This is a genomic window from Serratia sp. JSRIV001 (assembly GCF_019968745.1).
GTDB lineage: Bacteria > Pseudomonadota > Gammaproteobacteria > Enterobacterales > Enterobacteriaceae > Chania > Chania fonticola_B.
The window spans coordinates 5,168,724-5,191,053 of sequence record NZ_CP074147.1; the positions used below are offsets into that span (position 1 = coordinate 5,168,724).

The 22,330-nt window shown below is 55.4% G+C and carries 20 protein-coding genes; 9 read left to right on the forward strand and 11 right to left on the reverse strand.

The genetic code is table 11. The features are described 5' to 3' along the window. Window positions 1–19 precede the first annotated feature (19 nt). The 5 genes from KGP17_RS23935 to KGP17_RS23955 are packed head-to-tail and all read right to left on the reverse strand — an operon-like array spanning window position 20 to window position 4,167. Entirely contained in the window at window positions 20–631 is a 612-nt protein-coding gene (locus KGP17_RS23935; RefSeq protein WP_021180628.1) for a hypothetical protein, read from the reverse strand. Further along, window positions 628–1,437 (reverse strand): SDR family oxidoreductase, encoded by an 810-nt coding sequence (locus tag KGP17_RS23940; RefSeq protein WP_115160005.1) that lies wholly within the window; start codon window positions 1,435–1,437, stop codon window positions 628–630. Before KGP17_RS23940 ends, KGP17_RS23935 begins: the two co-directional genes overlap by 4 nt. Next, a complete protein-coding gene (locus KGP17_RS23945; RefSeq protein WP_021180630.1) occupies window positions 1,434–2,090 on the reverse strand; it encodes a TenA family transcriptional regulator in 657 nt (218 codons plus the stop codon). Before KGP17_RS23945 ends, KGP17_RS23940 begins: the two co-directional genes overlap by 4 nt. Continuing rightward, the gene (locus KGP17_RS23950) at window positions 2,087–3,526 is read right to left on the reverse strand and encodes an AMP-dependent synthetase/ligase (protein ID WP_094983167.1); all 1,440 of its coding nucleotides are present in this window, start codon (window positions 3,524–3,526) and stop codon (window positions 2,087–2,089) included. The genes KGP17_RS23945 and KGP17_RS23950 overlap by 4 nt, the downstream gene beginning before the upstream one ends. Next, entirely contained in the window at window positions 3,523–4,167 is a 645-nt protein-coding gene (locus KGP17_RS23955; protein ID WP_223498517.1) for a thermostable hemolysin, read from the reverse strand. Before KGP17_RS23955 ends, KGP17_RS23950 begins: the two co-directional genes overlap by 4 nt. A 193-nt stretch (window positions 4,168–4,360) precedes the next feature. Between KGP17_RS23955 and KGP17_RS23960 the strand changes: the two genes are divergently transcribed. The 4 genes from KGP17_RS23960 (at window position 4,361) to yfcF (ending at window position 6,405) form a co-directional block, all read left to right on the forward strand. Next, the gene (locus KGP17_RS23960; RefSeq protein ID WP_223498518.1) at window positions 4,361–5,014 is read left to right on the forward strand and encodes a Qnr family pentapeptide repeat protein; all 654 of its coding nucleotides are present in this window, start codon (window positions 4,361–4,363) and stop codon (window positions 5,012–5,014) included. A gap of 64 nt (window positions 5,015–5,078) precedes the next feature. Continuing rightward, the gene (locus KGP17_RS23965; protein WP_071682601.1) at window positions 5,079–5,330 is read left to right on the forward strand and encodes a type II toxin-antitoxin system Phd/YefM family antitoxin; all 252 of its coding nucleotides are present in this window, start codon (window positions 5,079–5,081) and stop codon (window positions 5,328–5,330) included. Further along, window positions 5,320–5,601 (forward strand): type II toxin-antitoxin system RelE/ParE family toxin, encoded by a 282-nt coding sequence (locus KGP17_RS23970; protein WP_223498519.1) that lies wholly within the window; start codon window positions 5,320–5,322, stop codon window positions 5,599–5,601. The genes KGP17_RS23965 and KGP17_RS23970 overlap by 11 nt, the downstream gene beginning before the upstream one ends. A gap of 168 nt (window positions 5,602–5,769) precedes the next feature. Next, complete coding sequence (gene yfcF / locus KGP17_RS23975) at window positions 5,770–6,405, forward strand: glutathione transferase (protein ID WP_115160006.1); 636 nt, start codon at window positions 5,770–5,772, stop codon at window positions 6,403–6,405. A gap of 110 nt (window positions 6,406–6,515) precedes the next feature. Here the strand turns inward: yfcF and KGP17_RS23980 are convergent, their stop codons facing one another. After that, on the reverse strand, window positions 6,516–7,970 hold the full coding sequence (locus tag KGP17_RS23980) for an NAD-dependent succinate-semialdehyde dehydrogenase (protein WP_021180637.1): 1,455 nt from the start codon (window positions 7,968–7,970) through the stop codon (window positions 6,516–6,518). 12 nt (window positions 7,971–7,982) lie between these two features. Further along, window positions 7,983–9,248: a 4-aminobutyrate--2-oxoglutarate transaminase gene (locus KGP17_RS23985; RefSeq protein WP_166733462.1), complete on the reverse strand. Its 1,266-nt coding sequence runs from the start codon at window positions 9,246–9,248 to the stop codon at window positions 7,983–7,985. Between the two features lie 120 nt (window positions 9,249–9,368). Here KGP17_RS23985 and KGP17_RS23990 point away from each other — a divergent pair, with 120 nt between their 5' ends. Next, the gene (locus tag KGP17_RS23990; protein WP_021806923.1) at window positions 9,369–10,841 is read left to right on the forward strand and encodes a PLP-dependent aminotransferase family protein; all 1,473 of its coding nucleotides are present in this window, start codon (window positions 9,369–9,371) and stop codon (window positions 10,839–10,841) included. Window positions 10,842–11,268: 427 nt separating this feature from the next. On the opposite strand, the gene KGP17_RS23995 is transcribed toward KGP17_RS23990, so the two are convergent. The 3 genes from KGP17_RS23995 to KGP17_RS24005 all read right to left on the reverse strand — a co-directional run bounded on the left by KGP17_RS23995 (window position 11,269) and on the right by KGP17_RS24005 (window position 16,314). Next, entirely contained in the window at window positions 11,269–12,609 is a 1,341-nt protein-coding gene (locus KGP17_RS23995; protein ID WP_115160009.1) for an APC family permease, read from the reverse strand. Between the two features lie 304 nt (window positions 12,610–12,913). After that, window positions 12,914–14,620 (reverse strand): amidohydrolase, encoded by a 1,707-nt coding sequence (locus tag KGP17_RS24000; protein ID WP_094983192.1) that lies wholly within the window; start codon window positions 14,618–14,620, stop codon window positions 12,914–12,916. A gap of 74 nt (window positions 14,621–14,694) precedes the next feature. After that, on the reverse strand, window positions 14,695–16,314 hold the full coding sequence (locus KGP17_RS24005) for an ABC-F family ATP-binding cassette domain-containing protein (RefSeq protein WP_223498520.1): 1,620 nt from the start codon (window positions 16,312–16,314) through the stop codon (window positions 14,695–14,697). A gap of 285 nt (window positions 16,315–16,599) precedes the next feature. Between KGP17_RS24005 and KGP17_RS24010 the strand changes: the two genes are divergently transcribed. Further along, window positions 16,600–18,621 (forward strand): NADPH-dependent 2,4-dienoyl-CoA reductase, encoded by a 2,022-nt coding sequence (locus KGP17_RS24010; RefSeq protein WP_223498521.1) that lies wholly within the window; start codon window positions 16,600–16,602, stop codon window positions 18,619–18,621. Window positions 18,622–18,663: 42 nt separating this feature from the next. On the opposite strand, the gene rlmG is transcribed toward KGP17_RS24010, so the two are convergent. Continuing rightward, window positions 18,664–19,803: a 23S rRNA (guanine(1835)-N(2))-methyltransferase RlmG gene (rlmG, locus tag KGP17_RS24015; protein WP_024483083.1), complete on the reverse strand. Its 1,140-nt coding sequence runs from the start codon at window positions 19,801–19,803 to the stop codon at window positions 18,664–18,666. Between the two features lie 149 nt (window positions 19,804–19,952). Here rlmG and KGP17_RS24020 point away from each other — a divergent pair, with 149 nt between their 5' ends. From KGP17_RS24020 to KGP17_RS24030, 3 genes are all read left to right on the forward strand, one after another. Then, entirely contained in the window at window positions 19,953–20,459 is a 507-nt protein-coding gene (locus KGP17_RS24020) for a M48 family metallopeptidase (protein WP_021806929.1), read from the forward strand. An 89-nt stretch (window positions 20,460–20,548) separates the two neighbouring features. Further along, window positions 20,549–21,529, forward strand: a complete 981-nt coding sequence (locus KGP17_RS24025; protein WP_021806930.1) for a Gfo/Idh/MocA family protein — start codon at window positions 20,549–20,551, stop codon at window positions 21,527–21,529. Window position 21,530: 1 nt separating this feature from the next. Further along, entirely contained in the window at window positions 21,531–22,268 is a 738-nt protein-coding gene (locus KGP17_RS24030; RefSeq protein ID WP_021180648.1) for a glutamine amidotransferase, read from the forward strand. The last annotated feature ends 62 nt before the right edge of the window (window positions 22,269–22,330 follow it).

Genomic DNA, 22,330 nt, shown 5'->3' on the forward strand with positions numbered 1-22,330 from the left:
CCTTTATGGACCCGTAGTCTCAAAGTTTATCGAGTCGTTGTTGAATGTCCTGATGGCGGCCTTTATCGGCTAATTCTCTGCCTGGACGGGCCGGAGCCGCCAGTGCTTTCTGTAAGTAGAGCTTGCCCTGTGCCTTATGCCCTTGATCTATCAGAAAGTCACCGTAGAAATAGTTGGGATCGATACCCGTTGGATTAATCTGTAAAGCCTGTTTCAACAACAGCTCAGCCTGCTTGTCATCACCAAAACCAATCGGCCAGCCAGGAACCTGATAATAGAGGGCGCCTAGACTGGTATAGGCGGAGCCGTCCAGCGCCTTGGCATCCAACTTTATTGCCAGTTCCAGCTTCATTTTCGCCTGTTTGGCCAGTTCCAAAGCCCCCAGCCCCCCCTTCTCACCGGCCCAACTACTCTTGACGATCGCAGACCAGATCAGCAGATCTGCGCGTGAACCGTTAGCTGAACTGGCTTTATCCGCAACGGCGCTAAGTTGCTCCAGACAGCTTTCTTTCTGTTTCGCCGCCACCTGATACTGGCAAACCGCCCATTGGTTCTGAATATCGGCCAAATCACTCTGGGCAATAGCGGTTGTACTACCAAAGAGCGTCAACACCAACAATAACTTTTTCATCGTGAGTCCTTCTTCTCAAGGGCAGCTTTGGCATGGCGGGCAATAATATGCCGCTGTTTAGCCAGCGCTTTATCGACCACTGCGGGGAACAGTGCATTCAGTTTGACAAAGAACCGCTCTGGCCACCCCAGCCATCGTCGTTTTATCTGTTTGTTCAGCGCAACAATCACCTCATCAGCGACCCTTTCAGCGCTGTCACTTTTGGTGCCTAATTCAGCATTCATGGCATTAACAGCCGCAGAGTTAAGCGTGGTTTGTGTCGCCCGGGGGGCAAAATAGAGCACGTTAATCGATGAGCCGGCAAGTTCCCTGCCGAGAGCTTCACTGAAGCCACGCAAAGCAAACTTGCTAGCGCAATACACGCTATAGCCAGCATAACCTATACTGCCAAAGCTGGAACCGATATTCATAATGATGCCGGGTCGGTCTATATAAGGTAGCAAAACCCGGGTCAGTAATATTGGAGCCTGAATATTTATGGCTAACTGCTGTATTATTTGTTGTTCGCTTTGATCCTCAAGCCAGGCAAAATGATTGGCGCCGGCATTATTGATCAGGATATCAATATTCTGCTGTTGGAAAAGTAGCTCAGCTTGCTTTGTCAATTGCGTAAAATCGCCAAGATCGGCGATCCAAACCTGATGATTTTCCGGGTGGGGTAATGTATTAACCAGCGTGGTGAGCGCCGTTTCATTACGCCCATGTAATATCAGACAAGCCCCCTGCTTTGCCAAAGCATGAGCCAGTGCCTGGCCAATACCACCGCTGGCACCGGTAAGCAAAATACGGCTGTTGTTGAGCCTCATTGCGCTGGCTCCATCAGCCCACGCAGCATGTCGCCATAAAGTTGGTAGACCACTTTGGCAGTATGGATAATCGCGGCACGATCTTCACTTTTTTCCACCTGGTCCATTAATGAAGCAAAAAAGGCCAGATGTTCTTTGTCCAGTTCACCATGCGAGCTGAGATAGCTCATGGCTTTCTCCGGTAATCCCAGGCCCTGCTTGAGCTGCTCGGCAACGGTGGTAGCAATGGCGACGCTGGTGCCCTCAAGGACATGTACCATACCGAAAATACCCATCGGGTTGAGGCGAGAGACGTGGTCGTAGAGGAATGCAATCATCAACTCGATTGCCAATACCGGCTGACCATGACGAACCGCCTCGGCATCTCCGCCGCACGTTCTGATATCATTTAATATCCATTCCTGATGGCCATACTCTTCATCAATATATTCGGCAATGGCTCCGCGAACCCATTCATACTCTGAGTTCATCCGGCCCCCCGCAGTCATCAATAAAGGCACGGTATGGCTGACGTGATAAAAAGCCTGTGTCAAAAAGGCGATATACATTTCAGCATTAATATTTCCGCAGCGGCAAGCCTCTATGACCGGGGCGGAAAGGAGCTTCTCTCTGTCCACCGCCGTCTCTCGCTGTAATAATTGATAAAAACTCATAGGGTATCTCCCGCGATTAACTGATGAATACGTGTGTGATAGGTGGACAGAATCTGCTGTCTTTTCGGACGTCCATTAGTGGTTAATAAACCGTTTTCAACCGTTAACTGTGCCAAAAAATAATGATGGATCCTTGCATAATCAGGTAGCCTCCCATTAAGTTGGCATAGCTGATCGGCAAGGCTACTTTCATAACCGGGTGTCACTTGGATCAGCGCAACATTTACGGGTAATCCATCACCAAAGATGACCATGCGGGATATTGCCGGAAAAAGCTGCGCTTCCGCCTCAATCCATTCCGGTGAAAAATTGCGGCCAAAGGCGGTGATCTGAATATTCTTTTTGCGGCCAGTGATATGAAGGAAGCCTTGGGCATCAAAATGACCGAGATCGCCGGTTGCCACCGGGGGTTTTGCAGCGGGTTCCCCCAGATATCCCAGCATTGTCGCGCCAGAAATCAAGATCTCCCCATCCGGTGCGATGGCTATCTGGCAGTGCGGTAGTGGTTCACCCACCGAGCCAGGCAAAGCGCGCCCCGGCGCATTGAGAGCAACAACCGAGCCGCATTCTGATAAGCCATACCCTTCAAAAACCGGCAAACCCAACTGGTGCGATTTAACCACTATATCCGCAGCAACTTTTCCCCCGCCGACGGCGACAAAACGCAGGCTCTCCGCAAGCCCTGGGTTCTGGGTGCATAACATGACGAATAGACGCAGCAATTCAGGCACCAATACCAGGCTGTGCGGCCGCCATTGTGCAATGGCTTGGGCCAGGATCTGAGCGGAGAACTGGCTAGATCCTGTCAGTCCCACTTCAGCCAGCGAGGGGATACGGCTGCATACGCCACTGAGCAACGGAACATAGAGCCCGGTAATGTTTTCAAGCAAGGTCGACAGTGGCAGCAAGGTCAGATGCTGCTGTATGTTTGCCGCAGCAACCCGCTCGGCAAGCGCCAGGCTGACCTGCATCAAATGCTCCTGACTCAGACATACCCCTTTGGGATGCCCGGTTGTCCCTGATGTATAGGTGATTTTGGCCGTATTAGCGGGTAATTCAGCAACAGAGAGTGGCTGCCGACGTTGCAAAGGGTAATCAAGGAAAGGGATCGTTATCCACCCTTGCCGGGCAGGCCCAATCAAGGCATCGGCACCGCTACTTTCCAGCAACCAGTCTTGCTGTTCAGCACTGAAAAAAACGGGCACCGGTATAATGACAATATTGGCTAACAGGCAAGCCAGATCGATCATGGCCCACTCCAGGCCATTATTCAAAAACAGGGCCAGCCGCGATATTTTCTCATTACTGAGTTGCTCAGCCAGAGAGGTGGTTTGCCGCAATAAATCAGCGTAACTGATGCTGTGCTGACTATCACATAACGCAGGGCGAGAGCCATCTGTCACCGCAATATGTTCAATACGCTCAAAAAGGATCATAGCTGCACGCTCATTTGCACGGGAAATATATCCGGCATGGGGCCAAACAATGAAAGCAATAAGCTGGTTTCACTCAGAATTTGGCGGCCTTGTTTAAGATCGCCAACCATGACGCAGGGCTGCCCCTGATAATATTCTCCCCAGGCCTGAGCATCCTCACCCATTCGATCCGGCAATGCAGGGGCCAGTTCCAGAGGGGTCAGGTGCAACCGGTGGAAGATATTTCTCAACTTTTTGGTCCCGGTAAATGCCACATAGTCGAGTTGGTTTTCGCAGAGTAGCCGACAAATTGCCGCAAACATGATCCGGGCATTTCCAGATTCAGAGCAGGCAAAGTTTCCTATTTCAACGAGGCGGTTACGTGGCAAGATTGTTCCCGTCTGAGTGGCGACCACCTCTTCAATCGGCGCATCCAAATAACGCTCAAGGTACAGCGCCGCATTATCAGCACGGTTCAGACCGCAGGCACCAACCAGAACGCCGTCAGCGCGGTACATACCTAACAGGTAAGGCAGAAAGTGAGGAATGAGCGCATTAAACTGCCGACCGTATTCGTGCTGTATATAAGCCTGCAATAAGGCCCTATGGTCATGATCCTCAGCAAACGACAGCTGGTACGGTGCCTGGATATGTATACTCATAATCGCGCCCCTCTGACTGATAATGAGCAGTGTAGCGATATAAGCTTAAGAAAGAGTTAAGGCAATGAGAGCACAGACCGCTATTTAAAAAGCCCGTGGCCATCAAACAACATGGCTGTCTTACACGCTATTTCCCTTCCCTGTCTTCCTCAGGTAGTATCACCATAAGCTGTATAAAAAAACAGGTAATTATATGCAACCTTTACTGCTGCAATCCGTCAAAATTGCCCATGATCAATTCCGTGGTGAAACCATCACCAACGGCAAGTTTCTGAACTGCGATTTCTCCGGCACCGATCTGACCGATACCCAGTTTATCGGCTGCGTTTTCTATGACGAAGAGACCCAGTTCGGCTGCAACTTCAGCCGCGCGGTGTTGAAAGATGCCAGCTTTAAAAGCTGCGATCTCTCGCTGGCCGATTTCAGAAATGCCCAGGCCCTCGGCCTGGAGATCCGCGAATGCAAGGCACAGGGGGCCGATTTTCGTGGCGCCAGCTTCATGAACATGATTTCTCAGCGCAGCTATTTTTGCAGCGCCTTTATCATCAAAAGCAATCTGAGCTACAGCAATTTCTCCAAGGTGGTGCTGGAGAAATGCGAGCTGTGGGAAAACCGCTGGAGTGGCGCTAACGTGCTGGGTGCCAGCTTTATTGGCTCCGATCTGTCCGGCGGGGAGTTCAACCAGTTTGACTGGCGGGCCGCCACCTTCAACCACTGCAATCTGACCGGCGCAGAGCTGGGGGAGATGGATATCCGCCAGGTTGATCTGGAGGGGGTACAGCTGGATAGTCAGCAGGTCGTTGGGCTAATCGATCGGCTGGGGATAATCCTGGTCAGTGATGATTGACGAATAGGTCATTGAATGGCACTTTTAAAGGTGCTATTGTCGATATTCCAAACAGGAGATCACCATGGCCTTTCAAATTTTAACCACTATCGCTGCCAGCATCACCGACCTGAAAAAGAACCCGATGGGAACCGTTGCAGACGGAGAAGGTGAAGCGGTTGCCATCCTGAATCGTAACGAACCGGCTTTCTACTGCGTGCCCCCTGAGCTGTATGCATACTATCGGGAGCTTGCCGAAGATGCAGAATTAAACCGTATTGCAGATGAACGCATGGAAGATGCGGAGTTTGTGAGCGTAAATCTTAATGATTTATAAGCTCAAATTTGAAAAGCGCGCACTGAAGGAATGGGAAAAGCTGGGTTATCCCGTTCGGGAACAACTGAAAAAGAAGCTGGCCGAGCGTTTAGAAAACCCGCATGTGCCGGCATCCCGCCTAAGTGGCCGCCCGAACCGTTACAAAATCAAACTGCGCTCATCAGGCTATCGGTTGGTTTATGAAGTACGTGATAATGAAATTGTTCTATTGGTGATCGCCGTTGGAAAACGGGCTGGGGAGGAAGTCTATTTTGCTGCCGATAAGCGATAGAATTAATCACTGAGTATCCCCTTCACAAATCAACAAAACCGGCTTGAAAGCCAATTAAGGTATTACTAGGCCTAATACGCCATTACGCTTAATCATTGGCCATCGCCTTGATTTTATTACGCCGTTCGCCAATGATTCTAAATACCTTTCCCATCCCCAAGGATCCGTATGAACTCATCGGCCACTGTTCTCTACACTGATAGCAACTTTTTCAGCCCCTATGCCATGTCGACCTTTGTGGCGCTCACGGAGAAAGGCATGCCGTTTACCGTCAAGCCGGTAGATCTCTCACTGGGAGAACAGCAAAGCCAGGCCTACGGCAGCCTGTCGTTAACGCTGCGGGTGCCGACGTTGGTGATGGGCAGCTTCCAGCTTTCCGAGTCTTCCGCCATTGAGGAATATTTGGAAGAACTCCACCCAGCCCATCCGCTCTATCCGCGTGACATCAAACAGCGCGCCAAAGCCCGTGAGATCCAGGCATGGTTACGTAGCGATCTGTTACCGCTGCGGGCCGAACGCCCAACCGAGGTGATTTTCAGCGCGGTCAAATTTGCCCCATTGAGTGCAGATGCCCAACGGACAACCAACAAACTGCTGGCTGCGGCGGAAAAGTTACTGAGCCATGGCCAGGATCATCTGTTCCAGGAATGGTGCATCGCCGATACCGACCTGGCCCTGATGCTCAACCGGCTGGTGATGCATGGCGATCAGGTACCGGAACCGCTGCGCCACTATGCACAAAAACAGTGGCAGCGCCCATCGGTGCAGGCGTGGTTGGCATTACCAGAGAAAATGCGGAGCTAAAAAAACCGGCGGCCACGACGCCGCCGTTCTCAACGGTGAGAAACATCACTTCTTGCTCGGAGGAAGCGCTCCCCAGCGCAGGCCACCGGGGAGCGTTCAAGTCTTGAGGGTTAACAGCTCACGTCAATGCACAGATATTTCAGTTCCAGATATTCTTCAATACCGTAGCGAGAGCCTTCGCGCCCCAGCCCAGACTGTTTGATACCGCCGAAAGGCGCTACCTCGTTGGAGATCAAACCGGTATTGATGCCCACCATGCCGTATTCCAACGCCTCTGGCACCCGCCATTGACGAGCGGCGTTTTGCGTAAACAGGTAAGCGGCCAGGCCAAATTCGGTATCGTTGGCCATCGCGATAGCTTCCGCTTCGTCATGGAAACGGAACAGCGGCGCAACCGGGCCAAAGGTTTCTTCTTTGGCAAAGCGCATCTGCTGGGTCACCCCAGTAACCACCGTCGGCTGGAAGAAAGTACGGCCCAACGCATGCGGCTGCCCACCGGTCGCGATCTGCGCGCCTTTGATCAGCGCATCATCAATGTGGCTCTGCACTTTCTCTATCGCGGCCTCATCGATCAGCGGCCCCTGCGTCGTCCCTTCTTGTGTGCCATCACCGACTTTCAGTTGCTCAACCGCGGCCACCAGCTTATCCACCAGGCGATCGTAGATGCCGTCCTGAACGTAAATACGGTTGGCGCAAACGCAGGTCTGCCCGCTGTTGCGGAACTTGGAGGCCATAATACCGGCAACGGCCGCGTCCAGATTGGCATCGTCAAACACGATCACCGGAGCGTTGCCGCCCAGTTCCAGCGAAAGCTTTTTAATGGTTGGCGCACATTGGGCCATCAGGATGCGCCCAACCTCGGTCGAGCCGGTAAAACTCAGCTTGCGCACTACCGGGCTGTCACACAGCACTTTACCCACCTGTGCGGCTTCGCCGGTTACCACTTGCAATACGCCTGCGGGAATACCGGCATCCTGCGCCAGTTTGGCCAGTGCCAATGCGGTCAGCGGCGTTTGCTCAGCCGGTTTGACGATCATGGTGCAGCCTGCGGCCAGCGCAGGAGCCGCCTTACGGGTGATCATCGCTGCCGGGAAGTTCCACGGCGTGATCGCCGCGCAGACACCGATCGGCTGTTTCACCACCACCAGACGTTGCGAAGCCTGTGGGGCCTGTAATACGGCACCGTCGACACGCTTGGCCTCTTCGGCGAACCAGGTAATAAATGAGGCGGCATAGGCCACTTCGCCACGCGCTTCCGCCAGCGATTTACCCTGCTCAGCGGTCATCAGCTGCGCCAGATCTTCCTGTGCCGCCATGATTTTATCAGCCCAGGCCAGCAGCAATACGGAACGCTGCTTGGCGGTCTGTTGCTTCCAGCCGATTTGTGCCTGCTGTGCGGCGTTAATTGCCTGCTGGGTTTCCTCTGCGCTCACCAGAGGCACCGTTGTCAGCTCCACACCGTTGGCCGGGTTGATCACGGCTTCACGTTTGCCGCTGCGGGCATCGCACCACTCGCCGTTAATCAGGCATTGGCTACGCAGCAGATCGGGATTTTGCAGTTTCATGGATATTGCTCCTTATTGGGCCAGCGCGCGGGAAAGGATTGCCAGCGCCTGGTTAAACTGGGCATCAGGAATGGTCAGCGGGTACAGGAAACGGATCACGTTACCGTTCACCCCACAGCTGAGTAGCAACAGTCCTTCTTCCTGGGCTTTTTGCTGTACCTGACGGGTAAACTCCGGCGACGGTTTACCGGTTGCCGGGTCGTTGAATTCTACTGCCACCATGGAACCCAGCGCGCGAATATCCACAATCGCCGGGCAGTGGCTGCGTGCCTGTTGCAGCACTTCCACCAAATGTTGCCCCAAACGCTGGGAGCGTTGGCACAGCTGTTCTTCTTCAATCACGTCCAAGACCGCCAGAGCGGCAGCAACGGCTAATGGGTTACCGGCGTAGGTACCGCCAAGGCCACCAGGTGCGGGGGCATCCATCACGTCAGCACGGCCCGCCACGGCAGACAACGGCATACCGCCAGCCAGGCTCTTCGCCATGGTGATCAGGTCCGGTTTCACCGCATAGTGGTCCATTGCAAACAGCTTGCCGGTACGGGCAAAGCCGGTTTGCACTTCATCGGCGATCAGCAGGATACCGTGTTGGTCACACAGCGTACGCAGCGCCTGCATGAATTCTGCCGGAGCCACGTTAAAGCCCCCTTCCCCCTGCACCGGCTCCAGCACTATCGCGGCAACCTGCTTGGGATCGATATCGGCTTTAAAGATGCGCTCCAGGCTGTTCATGGCATCTTCGGTGCTGACGCCATACAGCGCATTCGGATACTGGCCATGGTACACGGAGCCAGGGAACGGGCCAAAGCCCAACTTGTAAGGGGCCACTTTGCCCGTCAGCGCCATGGTCATATAGGTACGGCCATGGAATCCGCCGCCGAAGGTGATCAGGCCTGGACGCCCGGTGTATGCGCGGGCGATCTTCACCGCATTTTCTACCGCTTCTGCACCGGTGGTGAAGAAGGCGGTTTTACAGGTGCCTTCGATTGGAGCACGTTGGTTGATACGCTCTGCCAGCGAAATATAGCTCTCATAAGGCACGATCTGGTATGCCGTATGGGTAAACGCCTGCAGTTGCTTTTCAATGGCGGCGATCACCTTGGGATGACGGTGGCCGGTATTGAGCACCGCAATGCCTGAGGCAAAGTCGATCACCTCATTGCCTTCTACATCCCACAGGGTGGCATTTTCTGCACGCTCGGCGTAAAAACCACACATCACGCCAATCCCTCTTGGGGTAGCGGCCAGACGACGTTGATTCAGTTCTGCGTTTTTCATGCTGTTCTCTCCGGGCGGGACCAGTTATCGGTTTTGTTCACAAACGTGAAACATTGCGTTTATTTACACCTGATGTGGCCCTATAATCGAGTGCCAGTTACGATTAATTGAGGGATCCAATTGCGCTCATTGAGTGGTGACCTGCTGCTGCAACGCCTCGGCGAGCAGCCCGATGATAAACTGCACAAGCGGTTATACAATGCCATTCGTACCAGTATTCTGGACGGTAGCCTGCCCCCTTCCAGCCGCCTGCTGGCCTCACGCGATCTGGCACAAGAGCTGGGTCTCTCACGTAATACGGTTTTAACCGTTTATGAACAATTGCTGGCGGAAGGATATGTGTTTTCGCGCCAGGGAAGTGGAACCTTCGTCGCAGAAACGGTACCCGACAGCTGTTTATCCACCGCCAGCCAGCCGATTGGCGGTGACGGCGAGCCACGGCGTGCCGAGCTGTCACAACGTGGCACCACGCTACTGCAACACGCCAGCGCCAGCCCTAAACAGTGGGGAGCCTTTCTCCCCGGCGTCCCCGACGTGAATGCATTCCCGCATCACATCTTCAGCAAACTCCAGGCTCGTATCAGCCGCCGCCCAACCTCACAGCGTTTGACTTACAGCAACCAGGGCGGCAGCCCGGAGCTGCGGCATGCGCTGGTGGACTATCTGCGGGTGTCACGTTCGGTGCGCTGCTCGCCGGAACAGATCCTGATCACCGAAGGCATTCATCAGGCGATCGATCTGGTCACTCGCATGCTGTGTAATCCAGGAGATGACGCCTGGATCGAGGAACCCGGTTATTGGGGGATCCGCAATATCCTGCGCATGAACGGCGTCAATATCTGCCCTTGGGCGGTGGATGAAGCCGGGATGGTACCACCAGAACAACCGGCAGCCTTGCCACGGCTGATTTTTGTCACTCCTTCGCATCAATACCCGTTGGGATCGGTGATGAGCCTGGCACGTCGGCAACGGCTGCTGGCTTTGGCCCGTGCGGCTGGCGGCTGGATCGTGGAAGATGATTATGACAGCGAATTCCGCTTCTCAGGCCAACCGATCCCGGCCCTGCAGGGGTTGGAAGCCGATGCGCCGGTGATCTACATTGGCACCTTCAGCAAAACGCTCTATCCGGCCCTGCGGCTAGGTTATGTAGTGCTTCCCAAGCCATTGATGGACGAGTTAAAAACGGCTCACGCCGAGCTTTATCGTGGTGGCCATTTGATCATCCAGGCGGCGCTGGCGCAGTTTATTCAGGAAGGCCACTATACGGCACATATCCGCCGCATGCGGTTATTGTATGCCAAACGGCGCGGGTTCCTTACCGCGTTGATTGAACAGCATCTGGGTAAGCAGGCGTTGAGCGAGTTCAACAGCAACGCTGGGCTGCATCTGGTGCTCAACCTGCCAAATGATGCCGACGATGTCGCCATCGCTGCGGCAGCCAATGAACGTGGAGTGCTGGTAAGAGCATTGTCACGATATTACATGCTACCAAATGCGCGACGCGGGCTGCTAATGGGCTTTGCCTGCGTGCCCGAAGAGCAGATGGCAGCGGCGTTTGACGTGTTGTTGGAGTGTATAGGTCCCTCACCCTAACCCTCTCCCACAGGGAGAGGGAACCGATCGAGTGGGCTGAAAGTATCGTGATCCTTCATGAGCACCGGCTGATTCGCCTTGGTTGAAGGGACATTCGCGTTTGCTAAGGTGACCTTTTTACTTCCAAACGAGCAGGGACTAACAGCTCCCTCTCCCTGTGGGACATTGGTCGAGTAAACCTGAAAATTCGGTGATGCACCTTGGATGAGAGGACGATCGAGTTGGCTGAGATTACCGCCTTACTTCCAAAAGAGCAGAGACTAACAGCTCCCTCTCCCTGTGGGACATTGGTCGAGTAAACCTGAAAATTCGGTGATGCACCTTGGATGAGGGGACGATCGAGTTGGCTGAGATTACCGCCTTACTTCCAAAAGAGCAGAGACTAACAGCTCCCTCTCCCTGTGGGAGAGGGTTGGGGTGAGGGGCATCAATCCAGCAGATCGCCGATATCATCCTGGGTGGATGGGGGATCCTGACGCATCCCCTTGGTCAGCCACAGCAGATAAATAAAGCCGGCAAACAGCCAGGTGAAGCCCACTTTCAGCGCTTCGGGATCCAGGTTGACCCACAGCCACACCGACATACCGAAGCCAATCAGCGGCAGCAGGCCGTATTTGAACATCGCGTTCAGCCCACGGCGTTTTTGGTTAATCAGGAAGTGTTTGATCACGCTGAGGTTAACGAAGGTAAATGCCCCCAGTGCGCCAAAGCTGATCATCGACACTACCATGCTCAAATCCATCCACAGCGCCAGCAGCGAGATGATGGCAACAAACACGATCGCGCGCCACGGAGTGCGGAAACGAGGGTGCAGATGGTAGAACACTTTGCGCGGCAACACGCCTTCACGCCCCATGGCGTAGAAAATACGTGAGACGCCGGTTTGCGCAGACATGGAGGAGGCATACACCCCAGTGAGGTAAGTGGCCATAAAGAAGTTGTACATCCACTTGCCACCCACGTGCTCCGAAATAATCAGGCTGGCGGTGTCCTGATGCGGGATCAGCGATTGCCAGTCAGGATAGGCCAGATGCGCGGCGTAGGAGACGGCAACAAAGATGCCACCGGCACAGATCACGGTAATCAGGATCGCGCGCGGCAGAGTACGTTTGGCGTCGGCGGCCTCTTCGGCCATGGTGGCAATAGCGTCAAAACCCAGGAAGGCCAGGCACAGCACCGCAGCCCCGGCGATCAGACCAGAGAAGTCACCAGCATCCACCAACAGCGGTTTCATCAATGACGCCGGGCTGAGATCGGCCTCGCTAAATGCCAGTACAATAAACAGCACGATGAACACCATCTGCAAGGCAATCAGCGTGAAGTTCACCGAGCTAAGCAGGCGCACGCCCAGAATATTCAGCGCGCTGACGCTGGCAATGGAGCCAAGAATAAACACGTAAGCAGGGATCGACGGGAATGCCTCGTGCAAGAAGATACCTAAAACCAGATAGTTAAGCATTGGCAGGAACAGATAATCGAGGATCTGCGCCCAACCTACCAGGAAACCGGTTTTACCACCAAAACTGCGCTGTACGTAGGAATAGGCCGAACCTGCCAACGGCATGGCGTTGGTCATCCGGCAATAGCTCAGGGCGGTAAACAGGATGGTCACGATGGTAACCAGATAAGCGATGGGTAAGTGGCCCTGGCTTAACACGGTAACCTGACCGTAGGTGGTAAACACGCCCAGTGGCACCATATAGGCAAGGCCAAACGCAACCAGGGCGGGGGTTTTAAGAACTCGTTGCAACCGAATGTTTTGCGGCATTACCGTATCATCTCCTGGCGCAGCTCAGCGCTATTCAGGGCCAATCCCAATAGGCTATTTGATTCGCTGCGGTAAAAACAAGGGGACGGATTCTGGCACAAGTTAGGCTGCCGGGGAAGCTAACAATCCGCTTTCAGAAAACCAGGTGGCAATAGGTAAAGAACTGGGGCATAACCCGTTGATTTATTGTTTGCAGGATGAGGAAAAGCGGTAAAAATTACCCTTCATGGCAATGTTGCCGAATTTGTCGAGGCGCTGCATGCAACGCCTCCAGGTAAAAATGACCGCTTAATTCACATTGCTATCAGGATTGATAGCTGATCTTCCCACCCACCAACGTCCGCTCGATGCGGGTTTGGTACAGTTTCTCTGCCGGTTGCTCAAACAGATTATGGTGCAGGACGATCGCATCAGCAAATTTGCCCACTTCCAGCGAGCCAATATACTGCTCTTTGGCGATCATGTAGGCCGCATCGATGGTGGCTGCGCGCAGCGTTTCGATCAGGGTCAGATCGCGATCGTTGTCCAGGCGTGGCCCGGCAGGATTACCTTCGCTATCCCAGGCCCGGCGGGTCATCCCCACCTGCAGGTTATACCACTCATCCAGGCGATCGATTGGCCAGTCGCTGCCATAGGCCAGCCGCGCACCGGCATCCAGGAAGCGTGCCGCGGGCTCCAGGTGAGGGAAACGGGCTTCACCCAGCATCTCGCGCTCTTCATCGATCAGTACGCCCGGTAAACCGGCCCACTGGAACGAAAGCACTGCCGTTGCCGCCAAAGAGGCAAAACGCGCATACTGATGCGGCGCAACCAGTTCGTTATGGGCCAACCCTGGGCGGATATCCTTGCCCGGGCAGGCCGCGCGCATCAGCTCAACCGCATCCAGCACCTGCTCGATTGCGCCATCGCCGACCGTGTGGGTATGCGGATGCAGCCCAGCGCGGCCACACTCGACGATCAGCGCGTTCAGCACCGGCGTGGTGAAGTAGAGATCGCCATAACGCTCACTCTTGGCTTCCCCATGATGTTCACGGTAAGGCTCCAACAGCGCCGCCGTCATGGTCGGTGGCTGCAACACTCCGTCGACGAACAGTTTGAGATGGCCAACAGAGATCCCGGCCTGCGGCGTCCAAGGCTGGCTGCTCCACTGTTCGGCAAAGGCGACAACTTCCTGCACCGCACGGGCAGCGTCTTCCGGCCCTTGTACGCTGTCTGGCGTGACTTCTTTGGCCCCCAGCACGCGTAAGGTCAGCTCACCGCGATCGCGCAGTACGGCGAAAGCCTCCAGTTGCTCCGCAAATACGCGGGTATCCATCACCGTGGTTACGCCCTGCTCATGCAGTACCTGCTGCACATGAGCCGCCACCTGCACGTTCTGTTCCGCCGTGCCGGAAGGAATGCTGTCGAAGGCGCGCATGGCCGGAGCATCTTCCAGGATCCCGGTCAGTTGACCATCGGCATCGCGGGCGATCTTGCCATCTGGCGGCACTGGCGTATTTTCATCAATGCCCAACACCTCCAGCGCACGGCTGTTAGCTGCCAGCGTGTGGCAATCGTTAGCGAACAACGCTACCGGGCGGCGGGTGTTCAGAGAGTCCAGCAGCGCACGGCTCATGTCCGCACCCACCGGGATCATCGCCTGACGCTGCCAGGCGCGCACCGTCAGCCATTCGTCATCGCCAGCCGGATATTTATCCAGATGGTCCTGTATATGCTGCAAGGTCTGCTCTACCGTCAGCGCCGCATAGTGCAGGCTGCATCCCTTGAGCTGTTTGCCCCCCCAGAATGGGTGCATATGGCTGTCGATCAGGCCCGGCATCATCATTTTACCGTGCAGATCGATGCGTTCGGTGGTGGGTGTCGCCAGCGCAAGCACCTGCTCATCAGTCCCTACCGCAAGAATGTATCCCTGCCCTATCGCCAACGCACTACAAACACGATTTTCCGCATCTGCGGTGAAGATAGTGCCGTTGTAATAAATTACTTCGGCTGCTGTTGCCACTGGAGTCATAGTCATTGTCTCGAAACCTCACAAAATGACCTTAAGTATACCAAAAACTCCCCAGCTTGGCCCCTCAGGCGGGGTTACATTGCTTGAAAGCACCAACCCGCTGCCGACCAAGACAAACGATGGGTCAATCGCAGCGCCTGTAAGAAGTCCTCATCATGCGATACCACCAGCATCGCACCAGGAAACTCAGCCAAGGCTGCTTCAATTGCCTGCGATGAGGCCAGATCCAAATGGTTGGTCGGTTCATCCAGCAGCAGGAGTTGCGCAGGCTCACGCCGCCACAGCACACAGGCCAGCGCCGCTTTCAACCGCTCTCCACCACTCAATGCCGCCAACGGCAGCGTGACCCGGTCGGCATTCAGTTGCAGCTGCACCAGTTGGCTACGCAACACTCCTTCGGCCAGCGGGGTATCCTGTAAACCCAGATGATCGACCACCGAACGCGTCAGATCGAGCTGGGACAGGTTTTGATCGAGATAGGCCAGCGATACCGAGCAATGGCAGTAACCAGCGCTGGCAGCCAGTTGCCCCAGGATCACCTTCAACAGCGTGGATTTGCCACAACCGTTCGGGCCGGTGATGGCGACGCGCATCGGGCCATCCATCCGCCAGTCGAGCGGCGGTAAGCTGACAAACGGCAGTTGTAACTGTTCCAGTACCAATACCTGCTTACCCGCAGCCACCGAGCTGCCCGGTAAAGTCAGCATCACCGGGTTATCCTCTTCAACCCGTTCCCTCGCCTCGCGCACCGCTTCATCCAGTGTGTTCTTTTGCCCCTGATGCTGTTTACGCAAGGTACCCATCGTGTCGCGCGCAGCCCCTTTGAGGGCCGCTTTTTCAAAAGAGGCGATATTCAGCGAGTCCACGGTTCTCAGCGTACGGGCGGAGTGGCGCTGGTAATTGTCATGTTCTTTCTGCTGGCGGGCGCGGACGCGCCGTCTTTCCAACGCCGCATGTTCCAGTTGGGCACGTGCCGCCTGTTGCTCTTGCTCCCGCAGCCGATGGTATTCGTGATAATTGCCGCCGTAGCTGCGCAGTGCTTCGGGAGTCAGTTCGACGATCCGCTGCATCCGTGCCAGCAGTTGCCGATCGTGGCTGGCAATCAACAGGCCACCACGCCACTGCGCCAATTGCTGATACAGCCATTCGCGGCCCGTGCTATCGAGGTGATTGGTCGGTTCGTCCAGCAACAGGAAATCGGCCCCCGACATTAACGCACCACACAAAGCCGCACGCATACGCTCGCCGCCACTCAGCGCTCCGGCTGGCCGTTGCGGGTCAAAATCAGGCAATCTAGCCGCCGCAAAAACCGTGCTCAGGCGATCCCCCAGATCCCACTGGCCCTCAAGACGATCGATATCGTCCAGCCGTGGGCAACCTTGCTCAAGACGGGCCTGGGCGGCAAATACCTCGCCGTAGCCCAGCAGCGTAGCCAGGGTTGTCTGTTCGGTGAAGTGCGGCTGCTGCGCCACATAGGCAAAGGTTGCCTGCGTTTCAATATGGCCTGAGGCGGGTTGATCCAGCCCGGCAATCAGACGTAGCAGGCGAGTTTTTCCCACGCCGTTACGCCCCACCAGGCCACAGTGCTGCTGTTCAACGGCCAGATTAAGCGGGCCAAACAGCGTTTCGCCATTGGCAAACTGACAGGTTAATTGATGTAAAACGAAATAAGGGGACTGCGCAAAATGAGCCATAAACACTCCTGTATGAAATCAAAACATCCCCATACGGCACGGGCGTGCTCGGTATAGGGCCAGATATCAGCAGGTGTGGTTGTTCATTTTCGGTAATGGCTCCGCAGAGAGAAAAGGGATAAAGCGAGCCGATGTTAGCCGATCTTTTATACCGATTGCAAACATGAGGTCTATCACATTCAGCACATCCGCGTTTCCCAAGTGCGCCAACAACGGCTAGATTTATCTCATCCGACCACTTGAGTGGTCGTCAAAACTATAACGATAAATATTGTGGAGACTGCAATGCGTGCTTACCCCAACCTGCTTGCGCCGCTGGATCTCGGCTTCACTACCCTGAAAAACCGGGTGCTGATGGGATCGATGCACACCGGCCTGGAAGAACTGCCTGATGGCCCCGAGCGTATGGCGGCATTCTATGCCGAGCGGGCCGCTGCCGGTGTCGCCCTGATCGTGACCGGCGGTATTGCCCCTAATGAGAAAGGCGTGGTGTATCGTGGAGCATCGGTTCTGAACCAGCCACAGCAGGTTGCCCATCACCGGATCGTGACTGAGGCAGTCCATCAGGCTGGGGGCAAGATTGCCCTGCAAATCCTGCATACCGGGCGCTATAGCTATCAGCCACAGCCGGTAGCTCCTTCTGCGCTGCAAGCACCGATTAACCCATTCAGCCCAGCAGCGCTCACCCATCAAGAGGTCGAACAGACTATTACCGACTTCGCCAACTGCGCGGCTTTGGCTCAGCAGGCTGGCTATGACGGCGTGGAAGTCATGGGGTCTGAAGGTTATCTGATTAACCAGTTCCTGGTGTCTCGTACCAACCAGCGCATCGACCAATGGGGCGGCAGTTTCAGCAACCGCATGCGTTTCGCCGTGGAAATTGTGCGGGCCGTGCGCGAGGCAACCGGGCCAGAATTTATTCTGATCTACCGCCTGTCGATGCTCGATCTGGTGGAGGATGGCTCCAGCTGGCAGGAGATCGAACAGCTTGCCGTGGCGATTGAACAGGCTGGCGCAACGCTGATCAACACCGGCATCGGCTGGCACGAAGCACGTATTCCCACCATCGCCACCATGGTGCCGCGCGCCGGGTTCAGTTGGGTGACGCGCAAGCTGATGGGCAAAGTGAAGATCCCGCTGATCACCACCAACCGCATCAACGATCCTGCGGTGGCGGAACAGGTGTTGGCCGATGGTTGTGCCGACATGGTGTCCATGGCACGCCCGTTCCTGGCGGATGCGGCGTTCGTGCAGAAAGCCGCAGAAGGCCGTGCGGACGAAATCAACACCTGCATCGGCTGCAATCAGGCCTGTCTGGATCAGATTTTCGATCACAAGCTCACTTCCTGCCTGGTCAACCCTCGCGCCTGTCGCGAAACCGAAATGCCATTGATCGCCACGGCAACGCCTAAAAAATTGGCCGTGGTGGGGGCCGGGCCAGCCGGGTTGGCGTTTGCCACCACCGCCGCCAGCCGTGGGCATCAGGTAACCCTGTTTGACGCCGCCGAGCAGATCGGTGGCCAATTCAATATCGCCAAACAAATCCCCGGCAAGGAGGAGTTTCACCAGACGTTGCGCTATTTCCGCCGTCAGTTGGCGCTCAATGAAGTGGAGCTGAAGCTAGGGCAGCAGGTGCAACCGCAGGATCTGGCGGATTTCGATGAGGTGATCCTGGCCTGTGGCATCGTGCCGCGTATGCCAGCCATTGCGGGCATCGAGCACGCCAAGGTGGTGAACTATCTCGATGTTTTACGCGATAAAAAGCCGGTTGGGCAACGGGTCGCCATCATTGGGGCCGGGGGAATTGGCTTCGACGTCGCCGAATATCTTAGCCAGCACGGCACCTCCAGTAGCCTGGATCCGGCAGCGTTTAACCGCGAATGGGGGATCGATTCGCAGCTCGAGCAGCGCGGGGGCCTCAGCCCTCAAGGGCCGGAAGTGCCAGCCTCACCACGCCAGATATTCCTGTTGCAACGCAAAACCAGCAAGGTGGGTGAAGGCCTGGGTAAAACCACCGGTTGGATCCATCGCACCAGCCTGGCGCTACGTGGCGTGAAAATGCTCAATAGCGTGAGCTATCAACGCATTGACGACGAAGGTCTGCATATCCTGCGTGCCGAGCAGGAAAGCTGCTTGCCGGTGGATACGGTGGTGATTTGTGCTGGGCAGGAACCGCGCCGTGAATTGCAGCAACCGCTGCTGAAGATGGGGAAAACGGTGCATCTGATTGGCGGTGCCGACGTGGCCGCCGAGCTGGATGCCCGCCGCGCTATCGATCAGGGCACGCGGTTGGCAATGGCTCTGTAACCCATTGATTAGACGGGCGCAGTATAATGCTGCGCCCCTACATCAATAGCGCGCGCCAGACTTGACCGCTTTGAGGATCAAGAACTTCTGGTTGGAGGCCACGGTGGTGCAGTTGCCGAATAAACGCCTCAGCTTCTGGTAGTAATCCAGATGGCGGTTGCCCACGATCCACAGCTCACCACCTACTTGCAGGCAGCGCTTGGCGTCGCAGAACATCTGCCAGGCGGTGTGATCGGTGATCGCATGCTGCTGATGGAACGGTGGATTGCACAGTACCGCCTGCAGGCTTTCACGCTCAATGCCCGCCAGCGAGTTGTTCACTTCAAACTGACAGCGATCCATCTCTTGCGGCAGGTTGTGTGCCACGTTCAGTTCACTGGACGCCACCGCCATGTAAGACTCATCGACGAAGGTCATCTGCGCTTGCGGGTTTTGCACCAAAGCTCGCATCCCGATAATGCCGTTGCCACAGCCGAGATCGACAATATGGCCCTGCAAATCCTTCGGCAGATTTTCCAGGAACAGGCGTGCACCAATATCCAGGCTACCGCGTGAGAACACGTTGGCATGGTTGTGGATCAGCCAGTCCGTGCCGTCGAGCAGCCAGTCGGTGGTTTCCGGCGCTGCCGGTGGCACGATGTCAGCGACCTGGCAATAAATCAGGCGGGCCTTTTTCCAGGCCAGGCTGGTGCGGGTTGGGCCTAGCACCCGCTCAAACACTTGCATGGTCGAGGTATGCACGTCACGCGCTTTGGCACCCGCCACGATCAGCGTATCGGGTGCCACCACGTCACGCAGGGCACGTAATTGCTGCTCCAGCAGCGCCAGCGCTTTCGGGATGCGGATCAATACCACCGCCGGGTTGGCAGGCAGTTCGGCCAGGCTGTCTTGCAAGGTGACCTGCTCAACATCGAGCTCATTGAGCTTGAGGTTATGGCGCGTCGCCAACTGGCTCATGTAAGAATCGCTGATGCTGTAAGGCTTATAGCCATGCAGAGCACAAGCCAACGTGCCAAAGTTGTCGTTGAAAATCAGTACCGGGCGTTCACCGATATCGACATTTTCCAACTGTTGCAGCAGATATTCGTCCGCCGCTTCCCACGCCTGCAGCTGGGTGGCTTCTTCCTGTTGGGGATAACGCTCCAGCTCAAGTTGCTGTGTTCCCAGATCGAGTTGGCTCATTGCCCCTCCTGAATGATAAATTTGGGCTGTTTATCCCCTAAAAACGCTCGGCAGTAAAATGTTTTTTGGGATTAATTACCCTTTAAGGGATTTGAGCAAGAAAACGTCATACAATGCTCACCCCGGTTTACCACTGAATACTGAATAACATGTCTGAACTGAGCTACCTGCAAGGCTACCCCGATCATCTGCAAATGCAGGTGCAACAACTCATCCAGCAACAGCGTCTGGGCGAGGTTTTGTTGCAACGCTATCCTCAGGTGCATGGCTGCACCACCGACAAGTCGCTTTATCAGTTTACCGTCGATCTGAAAAATCAGTATCTGCGTAATGCTCAACCGCTGAGCAAGGTGGCCTACGACAGCAAAATCCAGGTGATGAAGCACGCCTTGGGGCTGCATACCGCCATTTCCCGGGTGCAGGGTGGCAAACTGAAAGCCAAAGCCGAGATCCGCGTGGCGACGGTGTTTAAAAACGCCCCAGAACCTTTCCTGCGCATGATCGTCGTCCACGAATTAGCGCACCTGAAAGAGAAAGACCACAATAAGGCGTTTTACAGCCTGTGCTGCCATATGGAACCCAGCTATCACCAGTTGGAGTTTGATACCCGCCTGTATCTGACCCATCTCTCCTTGTTTGGTGAACTCTATGAATAATCAGCCTTTTTAAGCAAATATTCGCCTAATCTTTGCGGCGTGATAATCTGGTCCCCTGAGCTATCTTCCTGTGGAAACTGGAGTCACCCATGATTCGCTTTGCTGTTGTCGGCACCAACTGGATCACCGAACGTTTTATCGATGCGGCTCACGAAAGCGGCAAGATGAGGCTGACCGCCATCTATTCGCGTAAGCTCGAACAAGCGCAGGCCTTTGGCGCCAACTACCCGGTCGAACACTTCTTTGACTCACTGGAAGCGCTGGCGCAATCCGACGTGATTGATGCAGTGTATATTGCCAGCCCCAACTCTCTGCACTGCCAACAATCTCTGCTATTCCTCAGCCATAAAAAACACGTGATTTGCGAGAAGCCGCTGGCGTCAAATCTGCGCGAAGTGGAACAACTGGTGGCCTGCGCACGGGAACATCAGGTAGTGCTGTTTGAAGCGTTCAAAAGCGCCCACTTGCCCAATTTTCTTATCCTGCAACAGGCATTGCCGAAGATTGGCAAACTGCGTAAGGCATTTATCAACTATTGCCAATACTCCTCTCGCTATCCCCGTTACCTGGCCGGTGAAAATCCAAACACCTTCAATCCACACTTTTCCAACGGCTCGATCATGGACATTGGCTATTACTGCGTGGCCAGCACCGTGGCGCTGTTTGGTGCACCGCAGTCGGTATTGGCTAGCGCAACATTGCTCGATACCGGGGTCGATGCCCACGGCAGCGTGTGCCTGAACTATGGTGACTTTGACGTGGTGATCAGCCATTCCAAGGTCAGCAACTCTGACATTCCGAGTGAGATCCAGGGCGAAGAAGGTACGCTGGTGATCGAAAAAATCTCCGAAGCCCAAGGCGTGGTGCTGACGCCGCGCGGCGAAAATAGCCAGGTGCTGACCCAGCCACAACACATCAATACCATGCTGTATGAAGCGCAAGTGTTTGCCGAACTGGTGGAAAAACGGCAGGTCGAGCATGAGGGCCTGGAAAATTCCCTGATCGTCGCCAGCCTGCTGACGGAGATCCGCCGCCAGACCGGCGTAGTGTTCCCCGCTGACGGAGAATGAGATGAAACCGCTGTTGTTGATGCAAACCGGTGATGCACCGCAGATGATCCAGCAGGAGCAGGCCAACTTTGAGCAGATGTTCCTGCGACAGGGGAATATCGCCGCAGATCGAGTACATATCGTGCACGTTCTCGCCGGCGAGACGCCATTGCCTCCGGAAGATTACTGCGGCGTGGTGATTACCGGTTCAGCCGCGATGGTGACCGAACGGCTTCCCTGGAGCGAACGGGCGGCAGAATGGTTGCGCCAGGCAATGCAAATCAATCTGCCGATCTTTGGCGTGTGCTACGGCCACCAGCTTCTGGCTTATGCGCTGGGCGGCGAGGTGGGCTACCACCCGCAGGGCATGGAGGTTGGCACTCTCGAGATCGAGTTATTACCCGCTGCCCGCTCAGATAAGCGTCTGGCTTCCCTGCCTGCGCGCTTCAACGTGAACCTGATCCATGCGCAAAGCGTACTAACGCCGCCGCCAGGGGCTGAAGTGCTGGCCCGCTCGCAACAGGACGCCTGCCAAATCCTGCGTTACGGCGATAACGCTCTGACCACCCAGTTCCACCCGGAGTTTAACGGGGCGATCATGCAGCGCTACCTGAGCTGGCTCAGCGAGTTGGAACCGGCCAAACAGCAAATTTATCAGCTTAAACAACAACAGGTTAGCGATACCCCGTTCAGCCAACTGTTGCTGCAGGACTTTGTCGCCAGCCTCGGGGCCCAGCAGCCATTGGCCGGGGTCGGTTGAGGTTAGTCACCATAATCTGTTATCCGGGGCGCTAGACGCCCCGCGATTATTTGGCAAATAGC

Bases quoted from the DNA above. Each gene is read 5' to 3' on its own strand.
- KGP17_RS23955 (WP_223498517.1), bottom strand. From the start codon at position 4,167: ATGAGTATACATATCCAGGCACCGTACCAGCTGTCGTTTGCTGAGGAT.
- rlmG (WP_024483083.1), bottom strand. From the start codon at position 19,803: ATGAGCCAACTCGATCTGGGAACACAGCAACTTGAGCTGGAGCGTTAT.
- KGP17_RS23960 (WP_223498518.1), top strand. From the start codon at position 4,361: ATGCAACCTTTACTGCTGCAATCCGTCAAAATTGCCCATGATCAATTC.
- yfcF (WP_115160006.1), top strand. From the start codon at position 5,770: ATGAACTCATCGGCCACTGTTCTCTACACTGATAGCAACTTTTTCAGC.
- KGP17_RS24030 (WP_021180648.1), top strand. From the start codon at position 21,531: ATGAAACCGCTGTTGTTGATGCAAACCGGTGATGCACCGCAGATGATC.
- KGP17_RS24025 (WP_021806930.1), top strand. From the start codon at position 20,549: ATGATTCGCTTTGCTGTTGTCGGCACCAACTGGATCACCGAACGTTTT.
- KGP17_RS23965 (WP_071682601.1), top strand. From the start codon at position 5,079: ATGGCCTTTCAAATTTTAACCACTATCGCTGCCAGCATCACCGACCTG.
- KGP17_RS24010 (WP_223498521.1), top strand. From the start codon at position 16,600: ATGCGTGCTTACCCCAACCTGCTTGCGCCGCTGGATCTCGGCTTCACT.
- KGP17_RS23985 (WP_166733462.1), bottom strand. From the start codon at position 9,248: ATGAAAAACGCAGAACTGAATCAACGTCGTCTGGCCGCTACCCCAAGA.
- KGP17_RS23980 (WP_021180637.1), bottom strand. From the start codon at position 7,970: ATGAAACTGCAAAATCCCGATCTGCTGCGTAGCCAATGCCTGATTAAC.
- KGP17_RS23940 (WP_115160005.1), bottom strand. From the start codon at position 1,437: ATGAGGCTCAACAACAGCCGTATTTTGCTTACCGGTGCCAGCGGTGGT.
- KGP17_RS24005 (WP_223498520.1), bottom strand. From the start codon at position 16,314: ATGGCTCATTTTGCGCAGTCCCCTTATTTCGTTTTACATCAATTAACC.
- KGP17_RS23945 (WP_021180630.1), bottom strand. From the start codon at position 2,090: ATGAGTTTTTATCAATTATTACAGCGAGAGACGGCGGTGGACAGAGAG.
- KGP17_RS24000 (WP_094983192.1), bottom strand. From the start codon at position 14,620: ATGACTCCAGTGGCAACAGCAGCCGAAGTAATTTATTACAACGGCACT.
- KGP17_RS23970 (WP_223498519.1), top strand. From the start codon at position 5,320: ATGATTTATAAGCTCAAATTTGAAAAGCGCGCACTGAAGGAATGGGAA.
- KGP17_RS24020 (WP_021806929.1), top strand. From the start codon at position 19,953: ATGTCTGAACTGAGCTACCTGCAAGGCTACCCCGATCATCTGCAAATG.
- KGP17_RS23935 (WP_021180628.1), bottom strand. From the start codon at position 631: ATGAAAAAGTTATTGTTGGTGTTGACGCTCTTTGGTAGTACAACCGCT.
- KGP17_RS23995 (WP_115160009.1), bottom strand. From the start codon at position 12,609: ATGCCGCAAAACATTCGGTTGCAACGAGTTCTTAAAACCCCCGCCCTG.
- KGP17_RS23950 (WP_094983167.1), bottom strand. From the start codon at position 3,526: ATGATCCTTTTTGAGCGTATTGAACATATTGCGGTGACAGATGGCTCT.